The organism is Massilia sp. BAP21 (assembly GCF_057801335.1).
In genome coordinates this window covers 3085550-3106230 of sequence record NZ_CM173596.1, presented here as the reverse complement: position 1 = coordinate 3106230, position 20681 = coordinate 3085550, and the positions used below count along the sequence as shown (strand labels likewise).

Genomic DNA, 20681 nt, shown 5'->3' with positions numbered 1-20681 from the left:
ATGGCAAGCGCAGCGCAATACGATTTGATCCTGGCCGGCGGCGGCCTGGCGAACGGCCTGATCGCCTGGCGCCTGCACACCCTGCGCCCGGGCCTGCGCATCCTGCTGCTGGAAGCGAGCGAGCGCATCGGCGGCAACCACACCTGGTCCTTCCACGACGGCGATTTGACACCCGAGCAGCATGCCTGGATCGCGCCGGTCGTCGCCAGGCGCTGGCCGCGCTACGACGTGGTCTTTCCCGACTATGCGCGCACGCTGGGCAGCGGCTACGCCAGCGTCACGTCCGACGCGTTCGCGCGCGTCATCGGTGCGGCGCTCGGCCCCTCCTTGCGCACCGGCGTGCGGATCGAGGCCTTGAGCCCGACCACGGTCACGCTGGCCGGCGGCGAAGTCCTGCGCGCGCGCGCCGTGATCGACGGCCGCGGCGTGCGCGCGTCGGATCGGCTTGCGCTCGGCTACCAGACCTTCCTCGGACAGGAAGTGCGCCTGGCCGCGCCGCACGGCCTCACTGCCCCCATCATCATGGACGCCAGCGTCGAGCAGCAGGGTGGCTACCGCTTCGTCTACACCCTGCCCTTCGACGCGCACACGCTGCTGATCGAAGACACCCATTACGTCGACACCGGCGCCTGGGAGCCGGAACGCCTGCGCGCGAACATCGCTGCGTATGCGCAGGCGCGCGGCTGGCAGATCACGGAGGTGCTACGCGAGGAACACGGTTCGCTCCCCATCGTGCTGGCCGGCGACTTCGACGCCTACTGGCGCGAGCTCGATGGCCAGCCCTGCGCCGGCCTGCGCGCCGGCCTGTTCCACTCGACCACGGGTTACTCGCTGCCGCATGCGGTGCGGTTGGCCGAGCGCATCGCCGGTTTCTCGGAATTCAGCGCCCCGCGCCTGTTCGCCGCGATCCGCGACGAAGCGCAACAGGAGTGGCGCGCCCAGCGCTTCTTCCGCCTGCTCAACCGCATGCTGTTCCTGGCCGGCAGCCCCGACAAACGCTGGCGCGTGATGGGGCGCTTCTACCGCCTGTCGCCGCGCCTGATCGAACATTTCTATGCCGGCCGCCTGCGCCTGCGCGACAAGGCGCGCATCCTCAGCGGCAAACCGCCCGTACCCCTGGTGGCCGCCTTCGAGGCGGCCCGCAAGATCCACCCTCGTCAGATCAGGAATTCCGAATGAACCAACAACAAACCGCCGTGGTCATCGGCGCCGGCTTCGGCGGCCTGGCGCTGGCCATCCGCCTGCAAGCACGCGGCATCCAGACCACCCTGCTGGAAAAGCGCGACAAGCCGGGCGGCCGCGCCTACGTGTACGAAGACCAGGGCTTCGTGTTCGACGCCGGCCCCACCGTGATCACCGATCCGTCCTGCATCGAGGAGCTGTTCACGCTGGCCGGCAAGCGCATCGAGGACTACGTCGAGATGCTGCCGGTCGAGCCCTTCTACCGCCTGTGCTGGGAAGATGGCAGCCACTTCGATTACCTGAACAACCAGGAAGCCCTGGACCGCCAGATCCACGCGCGCAACCCGGCCGACGTCGAGGGTTACAAGCGCTTCCTCGCGTATTCAAAGGCGGTGTTCGAGGAAGGCTACATCAAGCTCGGCACCGTACCCTTCCTGTCCTTCCGCGACATGATCCAGGCCGGCCCGCAGCTGGCGCGCCTGCAGGCCTGGCGCAGCGTGTACGGCATGGTCTCGCGCTTCATCCAGGACGAGCACCTGCGCCAAGCGTTTTCCTTCCACTCGCTGCTGGTGGGCGGCAATCCCTTTGCCACGTCCTCGATCTACACCCTGATCCACGCGCTGGAACGGCGCTGGGGCGTGTGGTTCCCGCGCGGCGGCACCGGGGCGCTGGTGAAAGGACTCGTAAAACTGTTCCAGGACATTGGCGGGCGCTTCGAACTGAACGCGCCGGTGGCACGCATCGAAACGAGCAACGGCCGCGCCACCGGCGTGCGCCTGGAAGACGGCCGCCTGTTCCAGGCCGACGCCGTGGCCTCGAACGCCGACGTGGTCCACACCTACGCCAAGCTGCTCGGCCACGATGCGCGCGGCACGGCCGAAGCCGATGCGCTGAAGAAGAAACGCTTCAGCAATTCCCTGTTCGTGCTCTACTTCGGGCTGGACCACCACCATGCGCAGCTGCAGCACCACACCGTGTGCTTCGGCCCGCGCTACCGCGAACTGATCAAGGACATCTTCAACGGCGAATCGCTAGCCGACGATTTTTCGCTCTACCTGCACGCGCCCTGCGTCACCGACCCCTCGCTGGCGCCGCCCGGCTGCGGCAGCCATTACGTGCTGGCGCCGGTGCCGCACCTGGGCAATGCGCCGATCGACTGGGAAGTCGAAGGCCCGCTCTACCGCGATCGCATCTTCGAGTATCTGGAAAAGCGCTACATGCCGGGCCTGCGCAGCCAGCTCGTCACCAGCCGCATCTTCACGCCGCTCGACTTCCGCGACCAGCTCAACGCCCACCACGGCTCGGCCTTCTCGCTGGAGCCGATCCTCACCCAAAGCGCCTGGTTCCGTCCGCACAACCGCGACGCCGAGCTGGCGAATGTCTACCTGGTCGGCGCCGGCACCCACCCCGGCGCCGGCGTGCCAGGCGTGATCGGCTCGGCCAAGGCCACCGCCGGCCTGATGCTGGGCGAGGTGGCGGCATGAGCGAAGCGCTGATGCAGCATGCGACCCAGACCATCGAGGTCGGGTCGAAAAGCTTTGCGGCGGCGGCGAAACTGTTCGATGCCGAGACCCGGCGCGGCGTGCTGATGCTGTACGCCTGGTGCCGCCATTGCGACGACGTGGTTGATGGCCAGGAGCTGGGCTTCGCCCCTGCCGCCAGCGCGCCGGCGCCACATGCCGCCGGGCACGATCCCGTCAAGGAGCTGGCCCTGCTGCGCGACCAGACCCGCCGCGCCTACGCCGGCGAACGCATGCACGATCCGGCCTTTGCCGCCTTCCAGGAAGTCGCGCTCAGGCACGGCATCGAACCGCGCCATGCCTACGACCACCTGGCCGGCTTCGCCATGGACGTCGAGGGCGCCCGTTACGAGACCATCGACGACACCCTGCGCTACTGCTACCACGTGGCCGGCGTGGTTGGCCTGATGATGGCCTCGATCATGGGCGCGCGCGACCCGGCCGTGCTGGACCGCGCCTGCGACCTGGGCCTGGCCTTCCAGCTGACGAACATCGCGCGCGACATCGTCGACGATGCGCACATCGGCCGTTGCTACCTGCCGGCTGCCTGGCTGCGCGAAGCCGGCATCCCGCAGGACGAGATCGCGCTGCCGCGCCACCGCGAGGCATTGGCGAAGATCGCCGCACGCCTGGTCGACCATGCCGAGCCGTATTACGAATCGGCCTATGCAGGCCTGGCTGCGCTGCCCTTGCGTTCGGCCTGGGCGATTGCCACGGCGCGCCTGGTGTACCGGCAGATCGGCATCGTGGTGAAGCGGCGCGGGCCGCACGCCTGGGACACGCGCGCCGGCACGAGCAAGCTCACCAAGTTGTGGCTGCTGCTGCGCGGCGGGTGCGATGCGCTCAGTTCACGGATTCGGACGACGAGTTCGCCGCGCCCTGCCCGGCTGTGGAGCCGCCCGGCTGGCGGCGCTGAGGGTGACGCTGCAGGCGGCCTCCATGCAGCGCGTGCAACTGCTGCTTGAGGCTGTCGGCCGAAGGCGCGTACAGGAAACCGAAGGAGACCGCGCCTTCCTTGCCATCGACCGCGTGGTGCATGCGGTGGGCCTGGTACAGGCGCTTGAGGTAGCCGCGCTTGGGCACGTAGCGGAAGGGCCAGCGCCCGTGCACCAAACCGTCGTGGGCGACGAAGTAGAGCAGGCCGTAGGCCGTCATGCCGGCGCCGATCCACTCGAGCGGATGGTAGCCGCGCGTGCCGGCGTAGATGAGGGCGATGGCGACGCCGGCGAAGACCACCGCGTACAAGTCGTTCTTCTCGAACCAGCCGGTGCGCGGCTCGTGGTGCGACTTGTGCCAGCCCCAGCCGAAGCCATGCATGACGTACTTGTGCGCGACGATGGAGAAGAGTTCCATGAACACGACGGTGAGCACGACGATGAGCGTATTGAGCAGCATGGTTTAACGAATCAACAAGAAGCCGGGATACCCACAGCCTACCATGGCGCACACCGCGCACGGCTGGGGAAGCGGCTTATCACCCCTCATGAATAAAGGACGACACATGTTTTCACGCTTGGTTTTCGGTTGCACCCTGTTTTGCGCGCTGACGGCGGGCGCATCGGCCGCCACGGTCGAGGTACGCGTCTCGGGCGTCATGGCCGGCAAGGGCAAGATCAACGTCGCGCTGTGCGACAAGGAACGCTTCCTGAAGCAATGCGGCTACAGCGGCTCGGCCCCGGCCAAGGGTACGGACACGGTGATCACGCTGAAGGACATCCCGGCCGGCAACTGGGCCGTCATGGCCTACCAGGACGAGAACGAAAACAATGAGCTCGACCGCAGCTTCATCGGCATTCCGAAAGAGAACTACGGCTTCAGCCGCGATGCGCGCGGCAAGTTCGGGCCGCCGGGCTTCGAGGATGCGGCGATTGAGGTGAAGGAAGGCACCACGGTGGCGCCCGTGAAGCTGAAGTAGGAAATGGTAGGAAGCGGGCCCCTGCGCCACCCGCCGTGCATGTAAATGTGACAATTGAAGAGTTTCCGTCCACCTGTGGAATGCTAGAGTTGGCAATCACGGGCGCAGTGCCCGTTCTACATGGAGGAAGCGAAGGATGAAGAAACTCTGTCTGCTGGCAAGCGTGGTCGTGTTGATCGCCGGGTGTGCGAGCCCGTCTGGAACGGCATCGGGAACGGACGGGAGCCAGGTGGTGAGCAGGGAGCGCGCCTCGAATGACGACCTGCCGACCGGCTCGCTCATCCGCCGCAAGAAGTCGGAGCCGAGCAAGGTGCAGACGGTCACGCTCGACAGGCAGGCTGAAGCCGACCGCTAGACTGCAGCAGCGCAGCCCGGCAGCAGCAAGGCTAGGCCCCGTCGATCACCCGCATCAGGAAGTGCATCTTGCGCGGCGCCCGGTGCCGCTCGTGGATCTCGCGCGTCAGCACTTCCACCCGGCGCGGCTGCAACGCCAGCTGGCGCACGTCGATCGGCGCGCCGGCCGCCAGGTTGCCGGCGAACTGGGCCGCCAGCTGCTGCGACACCGTCCCGGTTAGCGTGACCGGCGTCCCGTGCAGCGTCGTCTTCAGCTCGAAACTGCGCGATTCGGGCAGGACGAACACCGTCCCGATGAATTCGTTGCCGTGCTCTTCCATGGTTGTCTCCATCGATGACCGCTGCATCTTCATCATAGCAAGCCGGCGGCGCAGTTCAACATCGGCACTGGCAACTGGCACCGCCGGCATGCATGCAAATGTGACAATTGAAGAGAATGTGTTTGTTCGTGCAATGCTAGAGTTCGTTCTCATGGGCATTCCGCCCGTCTCAACTTCTAAGGAGCAATGATGAAAGGACTGCTTTTGTTGGCAGGATTGATGTTGTCTCTTGTCGGGTGCGCCAGCACTGCCGACACCGATCCGAGCAAATCCTCACGCAAGGAACGCGCTTCCGACGCCTATGGGCGGACCGGCTCGATGATTCCCCGCAAGCGATCGGAGCGCGGCGCAACCGATACGGTTGAAATCGACAAGCAAGCTCTCGAGAACGAGCGCATGAACAACAACGGCACCAACAACGGCGTCGGACGCTAGGGCCAGCAACTCGCGCCGCCGGCATGCAACTGGCGCCGGCAGGGCCGTCCTTCGTCGCATCGGCCCACGGCCGACAAGGCGCACCGCTACAGTGGCTTCACCTACAACGCCACTGGAGAACGCCATGACACCGCACCGCCTTGCCACCTGCTTCGCCTTCGTCCTTGCCGCCGCAACCGCCAGCGCCCATGCCGGCGACCTGAACATCACCGTCGAAGGCGTGAAGAACGACCAGGGCCAGATCATGGTCGCGCTCTACGATTCGGCCGACGGCTTCCTGAAACGCACCGTAAAAGCCGGCGCCGCCCCGGCCGCGAATGGCAGCACCAAGGTCGTCGTCAAGGACGTCCCGGCCGGCGCCTACGGCTTCGCCCTGTTCCACGACGCCAACGGCAACGGCAAGATGGACAAGAACATGATGGGCATTCCGTCCGAGGACTACGCCTTCAGCAACAACGCCCTCGGCAACATGGGGCCGCCGTCGTTCGAGCAGGCGCGCTTCACCGTGCCGGCCGCCGGCGCCGCCGTCACCGTTTCGCTGCGCTGAGGCTGCCATGGACCGCCGCCACTTCCTTTCCGCTGGCCTGGGCCTGGGCGCCCTCGCCCTCACCGGCAACGCCCGCGCCGACGCCGCCACCTACCAGCGCTTCCACGCCGCCCTGGCGCGCGACAAGTCGCTCGCCGTGTATGCCGACCAGGTGGGCGAGCAGTCGGGCCTGGCCGTGGTCGAAGGAGGCCTGCCGAAGGACCTGCAAGGTAACTTCTACCGCAACGGGCCCGGCCGCTTCGAACTCGGCGGCGAGCGCTACCACCACTGGTTCGACGGCGACGGCTTCGTCCAGGGCTGGACCATCGGCGGCGGCAAGGTGCGCCACCACGGGCGCTTCGTCGAAACCCGGCGCTTCCGCGACGAGTCCGAGGCCGGCCAGTTCCTGTACCCCGCCTTCGGCACCATGTTCGCGCGCCGCGGCTTTCGCGACAACGACACCCTGAACGCGGCGAATACCAACCTGCTCCCTTTCAATGGCCGCCTGTACGCGCTGTGGGAGGGCGGCTCGGCCACCGAGGTCGATCCAGGCACGCTGGCCACGCTCGGCATCAAGACCTGGCGCGAGGACGTGAAGGCGATGCCCTTCTCGGCGCATCCGAAGCTCGATCCGCAAGGCGGCATGTGGAACTTCGGCGCCCTGCCCGGCGCCAACCGCCTGGCCCTGTACCAGATCGATGCCGCCGGTACGCTGCTGCGCACGGGCGTGCTCGAAGTGCCGCAACTGGCGATGGTGCACGACTTCGCCGTCAGCGCGAAGCACCTGGTGTTCGTGGTGCCGCCTTATGACTTCAGCGGCGATTCCGCACTGAGCTTCGCCGAGCGGCACAGCTGGGCCGGCAGCGGCGCCAGGGCGCGGCCGACGCGCGTGGTCGTGGTGGCCAAGGACACGCTGACGCTGCGCCAGGTCTTCGAGCTGCCGCCGCAGATGGTCTTCCACCTCGGGAACGCCTGGGACGACGGCGACTGCACCCGCTTCGACGTGGTGCTGCACGCGGGCGACGCCCTCGCCGGCCTGGGCAGCCTGATGAGCGGCACGCGCGCCGACAACGCGCCGGGCCGCAGCCAGGCCGTGCAGGTCTGCCTCGACTACGCCAGCGGCCGGGCCACGACGGCGCGCCTGCTTGGCACCAGCGAATTCCCGCGCGTGATGCCGCAGGTGGTCGGCACGCGCCACCGCCGCCTGGCCCTCTTGAGCTGCGACCGCGCCAACCGCGAACTGGTGCTCGACACGGTGAACGTGGTCGATACCGACAACGGCAAGGTCGACAGCTACCGCTTCGGCGCCGGCTGGCAGGTCGAGGAACACGTGCTGGTGCCGCGCCGCGGCGCCCGCCATGAACGCGACGGCTACCTGGTCGGCGTGGCCCAGGACACCCGGCGCGGCGTGGGCGTACTGAGTGTATTCGACGCGGCGAAGATCAGTAACGGACCGCTGGCCCTGGCCAGCTTGCCCTATCGCACGCCGCACTGCTTTCATGGTAATTTCCTGACTACTTGACCACCCCATGACCATGTCTTCCCACCCTCCCGAATCCGCGCCGCGCGGCGTGCATCCGCTTGAAGTGCTGGCGCCGTTTCGCCGCATCCGCGCGTCGCCGCTGCGCAACCTGGTCTATACCTTCGTCTGGAACTGCCTGATCGGCCTGGCGCTCGCCGCCGCCGAACAGTGGCTGGCTGGCCGGCCCGGGCCGTTCGGGCCGCGGTTGGCCGTCATGCTGGTCGGCGCCAACGTGGTCGGCTTCCTGATCCACGGCGCCCTGTACGGCCTGCGCCGCTTTGCGCCGCTGGCGGTGTCGGGCAAGGGCTGGCGCCCGCGCCTGGCGCAGATGGCGGTGTCCGGCATCGGCGCCCTGCTCGGCATTGGGCTGATGCGCGTCGTGCTGTCGAACGCCCATCCGCTCGACGTGCTGCGTTCGGGGCCGATGATCACCATCGCCGTGTATGCCGTCGGTACGGCGGTCATCATCCGCCTGGTGCTGTTTGCCGGCGAGCGCCGCATCGAACGCGAGACGCAAGCCGCGCGCCAGCAGGAGCAGATCGCCGCCGCCGGGCGCATGCTGGCCGAGGCCAGACTGCGCGCGCTGCAGGCCCAGATCGAACCGCACTTCCTGTACAACACCCTGGCCAACGTGGTCAGCCTGATCGACACCCAGCCGGCCCAGGCGCGGCGCATGCTGGAGCGCTTTATCGACTACCTGCGCGCCAGCCTGGCCGCCAGCCGCGCCGAATCGGCCACGCTGGGCGGTGAGCTCGACCTGGTCCGCGCCTACCTCGACGTGCTGGGCGTACGCATGGGCGCGCGCCTGCGCTACCGCATCGAGGCGGATTCAGACACGCGCCAGTTGCCGATCGCGCCGATGCTGCTGCAGCCGCTGGTGGAGAACGCCATCATGCATGGCATCGAGCCGAAGATGGAAGGCGGCGAGATCCTGGTGCGGGCGCGGCTGGTGGACGATGCGCTGTGCGTGGAGGTGAGCGACAGCGGCATGGGCCTGGGGCATGCACCGCCGCGCCCTGGCGGCGGCGTCGGCCTGTCGAACCTGCGCGAGCGGGTGCACCAGCTGCATGGCCCGACCGCTCAGCTACAATTAATCGAAAACCAAGCCTGCGGCGTGACTTCGCGCCTGCTGCTGCCACTCACGAAGGTGACGCCATCGACTCCCCCCGCGCCCTGATCGCCGACGACGAACCGCATCTGCTCGACTACCTCGCTGCCCAGCTGGCCCGGGCCTGGCCCGAACTGCGCGTGACGCGCGCCGCCAACGGCATCCAGGCGCTGGAGCTGATCGACGAGCTGGCGCCGGATGTCGTTTTTCTCGATATCCAGATGCCGGGGCTGACCGGGATCGAGCTGGCGGCGCGGCTGTGCGCCGGCGGTCGTCCACCGCGGGTCGTGTTCACCACCGCGCACGAGCAGTACGCGGTGCATGCGTTCGAGCACGCGGCGTTTGATTATTTGTTGAAGCCGATCGGGCTGGAGCGGCTGCAGCGTACCGTGGACAGGTTGCGCGAGGCCTTGCGCTCGTCGGCGCCGGCGCCGAGCGTGGCGCCGGATGCCTTGCAGGCGCTGCTGCGGCAGCTGGGCGTTTCCGCGCCTGCGGCTTCTCCCGCGCCGGCGCCGCTGCAGTGGATACGCGCGGCGCAGGGGCAGGAAACGCGCTTGATTGCGGTCGACGAGGTGATCTACTTCCAGAGCAACGACAAGTACACCAGCATCTTCCTGGCGGACGGCGAAAGCCTGATCCGCACGCCGCTGGCCAAGCTGAAGGAGCAACTCGATCCGCAGCAGTTCTGGCAGATTCACCGCGGGGTGATTGTCGCGGCGAAGCATGTGGCGGGCACGCGGACGGACTTTCGCGGGCGCTTGCATGTGAAGCTCAAGGGGCGAGAGGAGCAGTTGGTGGTGAGCCGGAACTACGTCGATCTGTTCCGGCAGATGTGACGCGGCCCGGAACATATCCCGTACGGTGGGCACCCCGTGCCCACGCGGTTACGTGCGTCTGCGGTTGGCCCGCGTCCGTGGCATGTCGCCCGCGAACGTCAAACCCGGCCAGCGTCCCCGATGATGGTTGGGCCGGTGGGCGAACGATCACCGCCAACGCAAAAAGGATACGCACGTAACCGCGTGGGCACGGAGTGCCCACCGTACGGTTGGCGTCACCATCCATTTTCGCGTAGCGGCTGATCATAAAAAACGGGACCATCCGGTCCCGTTTTCCTTACTGCGAACTGCTGACGTTTAGCGCTTGCGCGGCGGCGGCAAGTCCGTGCAGACGCCTTCATAGGCCTCTGCCGCCATGCCGATCGACTCGCCCAGCGTCGGGTGCGGGTGAATCGTCTTGCCGATGTCGATGCCATCCGCGCCCATCTCGATTGCCAGCGCAATCTCGCCAATCATGTCGCCGGCGTTCGTGCCAACGATGGTGCCGCCGATGATACGGTGGGTCTCGGCGTCGAACAGCAGCTTGGTGAAGCCCTCGGCGCGGCCGTTGGCGACGGCGCGACCCGAGGCAGCCCACGGGAAGTGGCCCTTCTCGACCTTGATGCCCTTCTGCTTGGCTTCGTCTTCGGTGATGCCGGCCCATGCCACTTCCGGATCGGTGTAGGCCACTGACGGAATGACCTTGGCGTCGAAGTAAGCCTTCTCGCCGTGCGCCGCTTCCGCAGCCACGTGCGCTTCGTGCACGGCCTTGTGCGCCAGCATCGGCTGGCCCACCAGGTCGCCGATGGCGAAGATGTGCGGCACGTTGGTGCGCATCTGGCCGTCTACGCCGATGAAGCCGCGGTCGGTCACGGCCACGCCGGCCTTGTCGGCGGCGATCTTCTTGCCGTTCGGACTGCGGCCAACCGCCACCAGCACCATGTCGTACAGCTGCGGTTCCGGTGCGGCGACGCCTTCTTCGGCCGATTCGAAGGTGACCTTGATCCCTTCCGGCAGCGCTTCCACGCCGACGGTCTTGGTCTTTAACATGATGTTGTCGAAGCGGTGGGCGTTGAACTTCTGCCAGACCTTGACGGCCTCGCGGTCCGCGCCCTGCATCAGGCCATCCATCATCTCGACCACGTCGATGCGCGCACCGAGGGTCGAATAGACGGTTGCCATTTCCAGGCCGATGATGCCGCCGCCAATGACCAGCATGCGCTTCGGCACCTGGCGCAGTTCCAGCGCGCCGGTCGAGTCGACGATGCGCGGGTCTTCCGGCACGAAAGGCAGCTTCACGACCGCGGAGCCGGCGGCGATGATCGCTTTCGCGAACTTCACGACCTTCTTGCTGCCATCGGCTGCGCTGACTTCGATGTGGTTAGGCGACAGGAACTGGCCCACGCCCTGCACCACGTTCACCTTGCGCGCCTTGGCCATGCCGGCCAGGCCGCCGGTCATGGTCTTGATGACCTTGTCCTTGTGCGCGCGCAGCTTGTCGAGGTCGACGTCCGGCTTGGCGAAGGAGACGCCGAGGTCGGCCATGTGCGCGGTCTCGTCCATGATGTGCGCCACGTGCAGCAGTGCCTTCGACGGGATGCAGCCCACGTTCAGGCAGACGCCGCCGAGAGTGGCGTACTTCTCGACCAGCACCGTGTTCATGCCCAGGTCGGCCGAACGGAAGGCGGCCGAGTAGCCGCCAGGGCCGGCGCCCAGCACCATCATTTCGCATTCGACGTCGACCTGGCCGCTGTAGCTGGCCGCGTTCGGCGCAGGCACGGCGTTCGGGGCGGCGGCATCGGCTTTATGCGCCGGTGCGTAGGAGTCGGTCGGACCTGCGGCGGCGGTCGGCGCAACGGCTTGCGCGCCGATCTGCGCGTCGGGCTTCGACGATTCGGCAGGCTTCTCGGCAGGGGCCGGCGCAGCAGCGGCAGGCGCCGCGGCGCCCGCACCGCTTTCATCCAGCATCAGCAGCAGCGAACCTTCGTTCACCTTGTCGCCGACCTTGACCTTCAGTTCCTGCACCACGCCGGCGTGGGTCGACGGAATCTCCATCGAGGCCTTGTCCGATTCCACGGTGACCAGCGACTGGTCGACCTTGATCGTGTCGCCGGGCTTGACCATCAGTTCGATGATCTCGACGTCCTTGAAATCGCCGATGTTCGGGACTTTTACTTCAACAGTACTCATGCTCGGCGCTCCTTACAGAAGGGTCTTGCGCAGGTCGGCCAGCACTTCGGCCAGGTAGGCGGCGAAGCGGGCAGCGCCGGCGCCGTCGATGACGCGGTGGTCGTACGACAGCGACAGCGGCAGCATCAGGCGCGGCTGGAAGGTGGTGCCGTCCCAGACCGGCTTCATGGCCGACTTCGACAGGCCGAGGATGGCCACTTCAGGCGCGTTGATGATCGGCGTAAAGGCGGTGCCGCCAATGCCGCCCAGCGACGAAATGGTGAAGCTCGCGCCCTGCATGTTGGCTGGCGAGAGCTTGCCTTCGCGGGCCTGTGCGGACAGTTCGCCCATCTCGGTAGCGATCTGCGACACGGTCTTCTTGTCGGCGTCCTTCACGACCGGGACCACCAGGCCGTTCGGGGTGTCTGCCGCGAAGCCGATGTTGTAGTACTGCTTGACGATGAGGGCCGAACCGTCTTCGCTGATCGACGAGTTGAATTGCGGGTACTTCTTCAGCGCGGCGACCGAGGCCTTGATCACGAAAGCCAGCATGGTCAGCTTGACGGCAGACTTCTGCTTGGCCAGCGCGGCGTTCGAATCGACGCGGAACTGTTCCAGGTCGGTGACGTCGGCTTCGTCGAACTGCGTGACGTGCGGGATCATGACCCAGTTGCGGTGCAGGTTCGGGCCGCTGATCTTCTTGATGCGCGAGAGCGGCACGGTTTCGGTGGCGCCGAACTTCGAGAAGTCGAGCGACGGCCATGGCAGCAGGTCCAGGCCGACGCCGGAACCGCCCTTGGCTGCCGGCGCGGCGGCCGGTGCGGCCATCACGCCCTTGACGAAGTTCTGCACGTCCTGCTGGGTGATGCGGTTCTTCGGACCGGTGCCCGGCACGCGCGACAGGTCGACGCCGAGTTCGCGCGCGAACTTGCGGATCGATGGGGAGGCGTGGGCTTTCGAGGCATCGCCGGCTGGTGCGGCGGCAGGCGCCGGTGCGGCAGCTGGTGCCGGAGCTGGCGCAGGTGCTGGCGCAGCAGCTGGTGCGGGTGCTGGAGCAGCAGGAGCCGGCGCAGGCGCGGCAGCAGGAGCCGGTGCAGCTTCAGCAGCCGGAGCCGCCGGTGCAGCAGCGCCGCCTTCCGCTTCTTCCAGCATCAGCACGAGCGAACCTTCGGCAACCTTGTCGCCGACCTTGACTTTGATTTCCTTGACCACACCGGCATGGCTCGACGGGATCTCCATCGACGCCTTGTCGGATTCGACGGTCACCAGCGACTGGTCGACCTTGATCGTGTCGCCCGGCTTGACCATCAGTTCGATGACTTCGACTTCCTTGAAGTCGCCGATGTCCGGGACTTTGACTTCCACAATGCTCATAGTGTTAGCTCCGTTATTTTTTATAGGGTGCACGCCGCTCCTCCCTCCTCAGAGGGCGGAGCGGCGCAACACAACTTGCATTACTGGGTCACCGGATTCGGCTTGTTCGCATCGATGCCGTACTTGGCGATCGCCTGGGCCACGACCGACTTGTCGATCTTGCCTTCGTCGGCCAGCGCGCGCAGGGCGGCAACCACGACGTAGTAGCGGTTCACCTCGAAGAACTCGCGCAGCTTCACACGCGAATCCGAGCGGCCGAAGCCGTCGGTGCCGAGCACTTTATAGGTGCGGTCCTTCGGCATGTAGGCGCGGATCTGTTCGGCGAACATGCGCATGTAGTCGGTGGTCGCGACGATCGGGCCGGTGGTGTCCTGCATCAGCGAGGTCACGTATGGCACGCGCTGTTCGGCTTCCGGGTTCACCATGTTCCAGCGCTCGCAGTCCTGGCCGTCACGGGCCAGCAGCGTCAGCGACGGTGCGGACCAGACGTCGGCGGCGATGCCCCAGTCGCTTGAGAGCAGCTCGGCGGCGAAGATCGACTCGCGCAGGATGGTGCCGCAACCGATCAGCTGGACGCGGTGCTCGGTTTCGCCGCCCTTCTTGAACAGGTACATGCCCTTCAGGATGCCCTCTTCGGTGCCGGCGGTGAGACCTGGCTGCTCGTAGTTCTCGTTCATGATGGTGATGTAGTAGAACACGTCTTCCTGTTCTTCCACCATGCGGCGCAGGCCGTCACGGATAATCACCGCCACTTCGTGCCCAAAAGTAGGGTCGTACGGCAGGCAGTTCGGCACGGTGGCCGCGATGATGTGGCTATGGCCGTCTTCGTGCTGCAGGCCTTCGCCGTTCAGCGTGGTGCGGCCTGCGGTGCCGCCCATCAGGAAGCCGCGCGCACGGATGTCGCCCGCCAGCCAGACCAGGTCGCCCACGCGCTGCATGCCAAACATCGAGTAGAAGGTGTAGAACGGCACCATGGTGCGGTTGTTCGACGAGTACGAGGTCGCTGCCGCGATCCACGAGCTCATGCCGCCCGCTTCGTTGATCCCCTCTTGCAGGATCTGGCCGGCCTTGTCTTCGCGGTAGTACATGACCTGGTCTTTATCGACCGGCTCGTACAACTGGCCCTGCTGGTTGAAGATGCCGATCTGGCGGAACAGGCCTTCCATGCCGAAGGTACGCGATTCGTCGACCAGGATCGGGACGATGCGCTGGCCCAGGCTCGGGTCCTTCAGCAGGCTGGTAATCACGCGCACATACGACTGCGTGGTCGAGATCTCGCGGCCCGGCGCGGTCGGTTCCAGCACGGCCTTGAACGATTCCAGCGGCGGCACCACCAACTGCTCGTCCGCCTTCGAACGGCGCTGCGGCAGGTAGCCGCCCAGGGCCGCACGGCGCTCGTGCAGGTACTTCATTTCCGGCGCGTCGTCGGCCGGCTTGAAGAACGGGATCTCGGCCAGCTTGTCGTCGGGAATAGGGATCGCGAAGCGGTCGCGCATTTCGCGGATGGCTTCGTCGTCCAGCTTCTTCGTCTGGTGCGCGGTGTTGCGCGCCTCGCCCGACTTGCCCATGCCGAAGCCCTTGACGGTCTTCACCAGCAGCACGGTCGGCGTGCCCTTGTTCTCTTGCGCGTTCTTGAAAGCGGCGTAGATCTTGTGCGGGTCGTGGCCACCGCGGGTCAGGCGCCAGATGTCGTCGTCGCTCATGTTGGCGACCATCTTCAGCAGCTCAGGGTGCTTGCCGAAGAAGTGCTTGCGCACGTAGGCGCCATCCTTGGCCTTGTAGTTCTGGTATTCGCCGTCGACGGTTTCCATCATCACGCGCTGCAGGATGCCGTCCTTGTCTTTCGACAGCAGGGCGTCCCACTGCGAGCCCCAGATGACTTTCACGACGTTCCAGCCGGCGCCGCGGAAGTCGGCTTCGAGTTCCTGGATGATCTTGCCGTTGCCGCGCACCGGGCCGTCGAGGCGCTGCAGGTTGCAGTTGACGACCATGACCAGGTTGTCGAGACGCTCGCGCGCGGCCATGCCGATCGCGCCCATCGATTCCGGCTCGTCCATCTCGCCGTCGCCGCAGAAGACCCAGACCTTGCGGTTGGCGGTGTCGGCGATGCCGCGGGCATGCAGGTACTTCAGGAAGCGCGCCTGGTAGATCGCCATCAGCGGGCCCAGGCCCATCGAGACGGTCGGGAACTGCCAGAAGTCCGGCATCAGTTTCGGGTGCGGGTACGAGGACAGGCCCTTGCCGTCGACTTCGCGGCGGAAGTTCAGCAGTTGCTCTTCGGAGATGCGGCCTTCGAGGAAGGCGCGCGCGTAGATGCCCGGCGAGGAGTGGCCCTGGATGTACAGCAGGTCGCCGCCGTGGGTGTCGGTCGGAGCGTGCCAGAAGTGGTTGAAGCCGATGCCCAGCATGTTGGCCAGCGAGGCGAACGACGAGATGTGGCCGCCCAGGTCGCCGTCGGCGCGGTTGGCCTTGACAACCATCGCCATCGCGTTCCAGCGCATCCACGAGCGCAGGCGCTCTTCGTATTCGAGGTTGCCCGGCGAGTTGACGTTCAGGTGCGCCGGAATCGTGTTGACGTAGGCGGTGTTGCTGGAGAACGGGATGTGGGCGCCACGGCGGCGCGCCAGGTCGACCAGGCGCTCCATCAGGTAGTGGGCGCGTTCGGTACCTTCGTTTTCGATGACCGCCTCAAGCGCGTCGAGCCACTCCTTGGTCTCGAGGGCGTCCGGGTCATTGGCGGCTTGGGCCGTCAATTGGTCGAGTTGAGCTGACATGGTAATGCGTCTCCTTTTGTGGCCCCACCCCGATCCCCAGATCGCCGGCGGCGGATTTGATGAACAGTTAACGTAATTTAAGCCATCGGATTTTACCAGCGAAGCGTGCCTTTTTCAAAATACGATATAGCATTTCACAATATGGGATTGTAGGGTGGACGGGTTTCCCGTCCACGCGTTCAACCGGCGTGTGAATGGCGTGGAATGCAATCTTCCCTCCGATAAGCACCGTGGGATGCGACCGTGCGTTGAACGCGTGGACGGCAGAGCCGCCTCTCGTGGCCCGGTCCACCCTACGAATATGACAACGAAGCGCATAGCGCGGCGCGCGATACCCGGTGGGCTTTATAATTTCATCTTTGTCCAGTGATGAGCCCCACCATGCCAGCCCAACTGATCGACGGAGTGAAACTTTCCCAACAACTGCGTGCCGAAATCGCCGAGCGCGCGGCCAAACTCACCGCCGCCGGCCAGAAGCCCGGCCTGGCCGTGATCCTGGTCGGCGAAGACCCGGCCAGCCAGGTCTACGTGCGCAACAAGGTCAAGGCCTGCGGCGACGTGGGCTTCCATTCGGTACTGGAAAAATACGATGCCGACCTCACCGAAGCCGCCCTGCTGGCACGCATTGCCGCGCTGAACGAGGACCCGAGCATCCACGGCATCTTGGTGCAAATGCCCCTGCCCAAGCACATCAGCCCGAACAAGGTCATCGAAGCCATTGCCACCAGCAAGGACGTGGACGGCTACTCGGTGCTGTCGGCCGGCGAACTGGTCGCCAACCTGCCAGGCTTCCGCCCCTGCACCCCGTACGGCTGCATGAAGCTGATCGAATCCACCGGCTACGACCTGCGCGGCAAGCACGCCGTGGTCATCGGCCGCTCGAACACCGTCGGCAAGCCAATGGCGCTGTTGCTCTTGCAAGCGAATGCCACTGTCACCATCTGCCATAGCGCGACGCCGGACCTGGGCTACCACACCCGCCAGGCCGACGTGATCGTCGCCGCCGTCGGCCGCCGCAATACCGTCACCGCCGACATGGTGAAACCGGGCGCGATCGTGATCGACGTCGGCATGAACCGCGACGACAACGGCAAGCTGTGCGGCGACGTCGATACCGCCGCCGTGGCCGAAGTCGCTGCCCACATCACCCCGGTGCCGGGCGGCGTCGGTCCGATGACGATCACCATGCTCTTGATGAACACCGTCGAGTCCGCCGAACGCGTGCTCGGCAAGCAACAGGAACGGCTTGCGCCGGCCGCGGGGATGGTCCCCGCGCCGGGCGTCGCATGAACAAAGGAAGGAACCTTATGAACACCAGCAATCCCCTTCTCGATCTCTCGGGCCTGCCGCGTTTCGACCTGTTCCGTCCGGAACACGTCACGCCTGCCATTGAACAATTGATCGCAGAAGCCACCGAAACCGTCGCCAAGCTCGAGGCGCCGTCGGATAACGTCACCTGGGATAACTTCGTGATCCCGCTCGAGGAAGCGACCGAGCGCCTGGGCCGCGCCTGGGGCATCGTGAACCACCTGAACCACGTGGCCGACACGCCGGAACTGCGCGCCACCTACAACGAGAACCAGCCGAAAGTCACCGAGTTCTGGACCACCCTGGGCCAGAACGAAGTGCTGTTCGACAAGTACAAGGCGATCCGCGCCGGCGCCGAGTACGCCAATTTGTCGCCGGCCCGCAAGCGCATCGTCGAGAACGCCCTGCGCGACTTCCGCCTGGGCGGCGCCGAGCTGCCGCAAGACAAGAAGGAACGCTTCGGCGACATCCAGGAACAGCACGCCGCCATCTCGACGCGCTTTTCGCAGAACGTGCTGGATGCGACCAACGACTACAAATACGTGGTCGAGAACGAGGCGGACCTGGCCGGCATTCCCGAGGATGCGAAAGCCGCCGCGCGCGCCGCTGCCGAAGCCGAAGGCAAGACCGGCTGGCAATTCACCCTGCACTTCCCGTCCTATTTCCCGGTCCTGCAATTTGCCGATAATCGCGCCCTGCGCGAAACGATCTACCGCGCAAGCGCCACCAAGGCGTCGGATGCCGGTACCGTGTTCAGCGAACTCGAGAAATGGGACAACACCTCGAACATCGCCCAGCTCCTGAAGCTGCGCGACGAGGAAGCGAAACTGCTGGATTACCGCAACTTTGCCGAGGTCTCGCTGGTGCCGAAGATGGCCGAGAGCCCAGAGCACGTGATCAGCTTCCTCGAAGACCTGGCGCGCCGCGCGCGTCCGTTCGCCGAGAAAGACCTTGCCGAACTGCGCGCCTTTGCCAAGGACGAGCTCGGCATCGAGGACATGCAGGCCTGGGACGTGGCCTATGCCTCGGAAAAGCTGCGCGAGAAGCGCTACGCCTTCTCGGCCCAGGAAGTGAAGGAATACTTCCCTGAGCACAAGGTCATCGAAGGCCTGTTCAAGGTGGTGCAAAGCCTGTTCTCGGTCACGATCAAGCCGGACGACGCGCCGGTGTGGCATCCGGACGTGCGCTTCTATCGTATCGAGCGCGATGGCGAACTGGTCGGCCAGTTCTACTTCGATTTGTACGCGCGCGCTGGCAAGGGCCAGGGCGCCTGGATGGACGATGCGCGCGGACGCCGCATGACGACCGGCGGCATCCTGCAAACCCCGGTGGCCTACCTCACCTGCAACTTCACGCCGCCGGCAAGCGTCGATGGCAAGCTGCAGCCCTCGCTGTTCACGCACGATGAAGTGACGACCCTGTTCCACGAGTTCGGCCACGGCTTGCACCACATGCTGACCGAAGTCGAGGAACTGTCGGTGTCGGGTATCTCGGGCGTGGAGTGGGATGCGGTCGAGCTGCCGTCGCAGTTCATGGAAAACTTCTGCTGGGAGTGGGATGTGCTGCAAGGCATGACCGCTCACGTGAAGACCGGCGAACCGCTGCCGCGCGCGCTGTACGACAAGATGCTGGCCGCGAAAAACTTCCAGTCGGGCATGCAGACCCTGCGCCAGGTGGAGTTCTCGCTGATCGACATGCATTTGCACTATGACTTCGATCCGAACAGCCAGCAGACCGTGCAGCAATTGATCGACGATGTGCGCCAGAAGTTCTCGGTGATGATTCCGCCATCGTTCAACCGCTTCCAGCATTCGTTCGGGCATATCTTTGCGGGTGGGTATGCCGCTGGGTACTACAGCTACAAATGGGCCGAGGTGCTGTCGGCGGATGCGTATGCGGCGTTCGAAGAAGCGGTCGCGGCTGGCGGCGGCGAGATCTCGGTGGAAACCGGGCGCCGTTTCCAGCGCGAGATCCTGGCGGTGGGCGGTTCGCGTCCGGCGCTGGAATCGTTCAAGGCGTTCCGTGGGCGGGAGCCGTCGATTGATGCGTTGTTGCGGCATAACGGCATGAACGCTTGATCTACGCGCCGGCAGCCAACGTCGCCGGCGCGACCCGTACGGTGGGCACTCCGTGCCCACGCGGTTACGTGCGCCTGCTTGCACCTGCGGCGGTAAGGTATCGCTCGTAACCCAAAAACGGAGCCCCTGGCCGTTTGCACGCTCTGCGAGCGAATCTTCACCGCCAACGTAGAACGGTCACGCACGTAACCGCGTGGGCACGGAGTGCCCACCGTACGGGAAACCTCTCCTGTACGCGAATTCACCATCTGCACCCGCTCCGGTTTACAATCCCATCCATGACCCGGATCGACTTCCACACCAACATCCCCGACAAGCTGATCTACGCCTGCCGCCTCGCGCGCAAGGCCTGGTCGACGCGCGCCAAGGTCGTGCTGCTTGCCGAAGACGCGGCCCAGGCCGCCGCCCTGAACGAAGCGCTGTGGACGCTGTCCGACACCGATTTCATCCCCCACGTGCTCGCAGGCGACCCGCTCGCCGCCGAGACGCCGATCGTCATCACCGACCGCGAAGACGTCGACCTGCCCCACCGCGAAATGCTGGTCAACCTCACGCGCCGCACGCCGTCGACGTTTGCCGAATTCGCCCGCGTGTTCGAGATCATCTCGACCGACGAAGCAGACGCGGCCGCCGGCCGCCAGCGCTACGTCGCCTACAAGAAGCAGTCCTACCCGCTGACTCACTTCGTCGCCAACCAATCATGAACAAGAATCCAGCCTTCGATAGCAGCATTCCCGTGTTGACTGAAGTTGTGCTGGAGCCATTCGTGCTGGAACCGGTGCCGCCGGCCAAGCCTGAAACGGCGCCTGTGGAGCCGACCGTCGAGGCGGCGCCGATCCCCGCGCTGGAGCCGGCGACAGAAGCAGCACCGGCGGAACAGGAGCCGGTCTTCGAACCCGAGCCGGCCGCGGCGCCTGCACCGTTTGCCGAGTCCATTCCGCAGGGAGCGCCAGCGCCCGCCGCAGAGATCACGCCGGAACCGGCTGCCGAGGCCACCCCGGCGCCGGCCGCCGAACCCGACTGGGACGAACTCGAACGCCGCATCGCCGAGCGCGTGGTGCTGCAGCTGCAAACGCAAATCGACGCCATCGTCCGCAGCGCCTTGTCCTCGGCCAACGAACAAATCCAGCAAGGCGTGCGCCAGGCCGTCGAGCAGGTCGTCGCCCAGCAGGTCGCTTCCGTCCAGTTCGGACAAAAATAACTCGATTTCGCCGCACGCAACCTGCCCCGCCACGGGGCGGATGCCGCTCGTTTGCGCCCTGCCCGCGTGCACCGCGCCCC

18 protein-coding genes and 1 pseudogene are annotated in these 20681 nt (G+C 65.9%); 14 read left to right on the top strand and 5 right to left on the bottom strand.

Annotated elements, in window-relative coordinates; genetic code table 11:
• Genes crtY through crtB form a run of 3 tightly spaced genes read left to right on the top strand, consistent with a single transcriptional unit; the run spans position 1 to position 3667 of the window.
• Positions 1–1179 carry a lycopene beta-cyclase CrtY gene (gene crtY, locus ACWYRN_RS13630; protein WP_488688061.1) on the top strand — a complete coding sequence of 393 codons (1179 nt, stop codon included), beginning with the start codon at positions 1–3 and terminating at the stop codon, positions 1177–1179.
• Positions 1176–2666, top strand: a complete 1491-nt coding sequence (locus tag ACWYRN_RS13625; protein WP_488688059.1) for a phytoene desaturase — start codon at positions 1176–1178, stop codon at positions 2664–2666. The genes crtY and ACWYRN_RS13625 overlap by 4 nt, the downstream gene beginning before the upstream one ends.
• Positions 2663–3667 carry a 15-cis-phytoene synthase CrtB gene (gene crtB / locus ACWYRN_RS13620; RefSeq protein ID WP_488688057.1) on the top strand — a complete coding sequence of 335 codons (1005 nt, stop codon included), beginning with the start codon at positions 2663–2665 and terminating at the stop codon, positions 3665–3667. Before ACWYRN_RS13625 ends, crtB begins: the two co-directional genes overlap by 4 nt.
• An 85-nt stretch (positions 3668–3752) precedes the next feature.
• Here crtB and ACWYRN_RS13615 read toward each other — a convergent pair.
• Positions 3753–4019 (bottom strand): annotated as a pseudogene (locus tag ACWYRN_RS13615) (sterol desaturase family protein); the annotation flags it as partial.
• A gap of 184 nt (positions 4020–4203) precedes the next feature.
• Here ACWYRN_RS13615 and ACWYRN_RS13610 point away from each other — a divergent pair.
• Both ACWYRN_RS13610 and ACWYRN_RS13605 read left to right on the top strand, forming a co-directional pair.
• Entirely contained in the window at positions 4204–4617 is a 414-nt protein-coding gene (locus ACWYRN_RS13610; RefSeq protein ID WP_488688055.1) for a DUF2141 domain-containing protein, read from the top strand.
• 136 nt (positions 4618–4753) lie between these two features.
• A complete protein-coding gene (locus ACWYRN_RS13605; RefSeq protein ID WP_488688053.1) occupies positions 4754–4972 on the top strand; it encodes a hypothetical protein in 219 nt (72 codons plus the stop codon).
• A 31-nt stretch (positions 4973–5003) separates the two neighbouring features.
• Here the strand turns inward: ACWYRN_RS13605 and ACWYRN_RS13600 are convergent, their stop codons facing one another.
• Positions 5004–5291 carry a hypothetical protein gene (locus ACWYRN_RS13600; protein WP_488688051.1) on the bottom strand — a complete coding sequence of 96 codons (288 nt, stop codon included), beginning with the start codon at positions 5289–5291 and terminating at the stop codon, positions 5004–5006.
• A gap of 189 nt (positions 5292–5480) precedes the next feature.
• Between ACWYRN_RS13600 and ACWYRN_RS13595 the strand changes: the two genes are divergently transcribed.
• The 5 genes from ACWYRN_RS13595 (at position 5481) to ACWYRN_RS13575 (ending at position 9718) form a co-directional block, all read left to right on the top strand.
• Positions 5481–5726: a hypothetical protein gene (locus ACWYRN_RS13595; protein WP_488688049.1), complete on the top strand. Its 246-nt coding sequence runs from the start codon at positions 5481–5483 to the stop codon at positions 5724–5726.
• A 124-nt stretch (positions 5727–5850) separates the two neighbouring features.
• On the top strand, positions 5851–6273 hold the full coding sequence (locus ACWYRN_RS13590; RefSeq protein WP_488688047.1) for a DUF2141 domain-containing protein: 423 nt from the start codon (positions 5851–5853) through the stop codon (positions 6271–6273).
• A 7-nt stretch (positions 6274–6280) separates the two neighbouring features.
• A complete protein-coding gene (locus tag ACWYRN_RS13585) occupies positions 6281–7774 on the top strand; it encodes a carotenoid oxygenase family protein (protein WP_488688045.1) in 1494 nt (497 codons plus the stop codon).
• Between the two features lie 7 nt (positions 7775–7781).
• The gene (locus ACWYRN_RS13580) at positions 7782–8951 is read left to right on the top strand and encodes a sensor histidine kinase (RefSeq protein WP_488688043.1); all 1170 of its coding nucleotides are present in this window, start codon (positions 7782–7784) and stop codon (positions 8949–8951) included.
• Positions 8952–8971: 20 nt separating this feature from the next.
• Positions 8972–9718, top strand: a complete 747-nt coding sequence (locus ACWYRN_RS13575; RefSeq protein WP_488692816.1) for a LytR/AlgR family response regulator transcription factor — start codon at positions 8972–8974, stop codon at positions 9716–9718.
• A gap of 297 nt (positions 9719–10015) precedes the next feature.
• Here the strand turns inward: ACWYRN_RS13575 and lpdA are convergent, their stop codons facing one another.
• The 3 genes from lpdA to aceE all read right to left on the bottom strand — a co-directional run bounded on the left by lpdA (position 10016) and on the right by aceE (position 16014).
• Positions 10016–11887, bottom strand: coding sequence for a dihydrolipoyl dehydrogenase (gene lpdA, locus ACWYRN_RS13570; protein WP_488688041.1), 1872 nt, complete (start codon positions 11885–11887; stop codon positions 10016–10018).
• Positions 11888–11899: 12 nt separating this feature from the next.
• Positions 11900–13240 (bottom strand): dihydrolipoyllysine-residue acetyltransferase, encoded by a 1341-nt coding sequence (gene aceF, locus ACWYRN_RS13565; RefSeq protein ID WP_488688039.1) that lies wholly within the window; start codon positions 13238–13240, stop codon positions 11900–11902.
• Between the two features lie 80 nt (positions 13241–13320).
• On the bottom strand, positions 13321–16014 hold the full coding sequence (aceE, locus tag ACWYRN_RS13560; RefSeq protein ID WP_488688037.1) for a pyruvate dehydrogenase (acetyl-transferring), homodimeric type: 2694 nt from the start codon (positions 16012–16014) through the stop codon (positions 13321–13323).
• Between the two features lie 381 nt (positions 16015–16395).
• Between aceE and folD the strand changes: the two genes are divergently transcribed.
• From folD to ACWYRN_RS13540, 4 genes are all read left to right on the top strand, one after another.
• A complete protein-coding gene (gene folD / locus ACWYRN_RS13555) occupies positions 16396–17304 on the top strand; it encodes a bifunctional methylenetetrahydrofolate dehydrogenase/methenyltetrahydrofolate cyclohydrolase FolD (RefSeq protein ID WP_488688035.1) in 909 nt (302 codons plus the stop codon).
• A 17-nt stretch (positions 17305–17321) separates the two neighbouring features.
• Complete coding sequence (locus tag ACWYRN_RS13550; RefSeq protein ID WP_488688033.1) at positions 17322–19400, top strand: M3 family metallopeptidase; 2079 nt, start codon at positions 17322–17324, stop codon at positions 19398–19400.
• Positions 19401–19678: 278 nt separating this feature from the next.
• A complete protein-coding gene (locus ACWYRN_RS13545) occupies positions 19679–20104 on the top strand; it encodes a DNA polymerase III subunit chi (RefSeq protein ID WP_229440008.1) in 426 nt (141 codons plus the stop codon).
• A gap of 32 nt (positions 20105–20136) precedes the next feature.
• The gene (locus tag ACWYRN_RS13540; protein ID WP_488688030.1) at positions 20137–20601 is read left to right on the top strand and encodes a hypothetical protein; all 465 of its coding nucleotides are present in this window, start codon (positions 20137–20139) and stop codon (positions 20599–20601) included.
• The last annotated feature ends 80 nt before the right edge of the window (positions 20602–20681 follow it).

Excerpts from the sequence above, each read along its gene's own strand:
- aceE (WP_488688037.1), bottom strand. The coding sequence starts at position 16,014 with ATGTCAGCTCAACTCGACCAATTGACGGCCCAAGCCGCCAATGACCCG.
- ACWYRN_RS13550 (WP_488688033.1), top strand. The coding sequence starts at position 17,322 with ATGAACACCAGCAATCCCCTTCTCGATCTCTCGGGCCTGCCGCGTTTC.
- ACWYRN_RS13585 (WP_488688045.1), top strand. The coding sequence starts at position 6,281 with ATGGACCGCCGCCACTTCCTTTCCGCTGGCCTGGGCCTGGGCGCCCTC.
- crtY (WP_488688061.1), top strand. The coding sequence starts at position 1 with ATGGCAAGCGCAGCGCAATACGATTTGATCCTGGCCGGCGGCGGCCTG.
- ACWYRN_RS13545 (WP_229440008.1), top strand. The coding sequence starts at position 19,679 with ATGACCCGGATCGACTTCCACACCAACATCCCCGACAAGCTGATCTAC.
- ACWYRN_RS13605 (WP_488688053.1), top strand. The coding sequence starts at position 4,754 with ATGAAGAAACTCTGTCTGCTGGCAAGCGTGGTCGTGTTGATCGCCGGG.
- folD (WP_488688035.1), top strand. The coding sequence starts at position 16,396 with ATGCCAGCCCAACTGATCGACGGAGTGAAACTTTCCCAACAACTGCGT.
- crtB (WP_488688057.1), top strand. The coding sequence starts at position 2,663 with ATGAGCGAAGCGCTGATGCAGCATGCGACCCAGACCATCGAGGTCGGG.
- ACWYRN_RS13595 (WP_488688049.1), top strand. The coding sequence starts at position 5,481 with ATGAAAGGACTGCTTTTGTTGGCAGGATTGATGTTGTCTCTTGTCGGG.
- lpdA (WP_488688041.1), bottom strand. The coding sequence starts at position 11,887 with ATGAGTACTGTTGAAGTAAAAGTCCCGAACATCGGCGATTTCAAGGAC.
- ACWYRN_RS13580 (WP_488688043.1), top strand. The coding sequence starts at position 7,782 with ATGACCATGTCTTCCCACCCTCCCGAATCCGCGCCGCGCGGCGTGCAT.
- ACWYRN_RS13600 (WP_488688051.1), bottom strand. The coding sequence starts at position 5,291 with ATGGAAGAGCACGGCAACGAATTCATCGGGACGGTGTTCGTCCTGCCC.
- ACWYRN_RS13590 (WP_488688047.1), top strand. The coding sequence starts at position 5,851 with ATGACACCGCACCGCCTTGCCACCTGCTTCGCCTTCGTCCTTGCCGCC.
- ACWYRN_RS13625 (WP_488688059.1), top strand. The coding sequence starts at position 1,176 with ATGAACCAACAACAAACCGCCGTGGTCATCGGCGCCGGCTTCGGCGGC.
- ACWYRN_RS13610 (WP_488688055.1), top strand. The coding sequence starts at position 4,204 with ATGTTTTCACGCTTGGTTTTCGGTTGCACCCTGTTTTGCGCGCTGACG.
- aceF (WP_488688039.1), bottom strand. The coding sequence starts at position 13,240 with ATGAGCATTGTGGAAGTCAAAGTCCCGGACATCGGCGACTTCAAGGAA.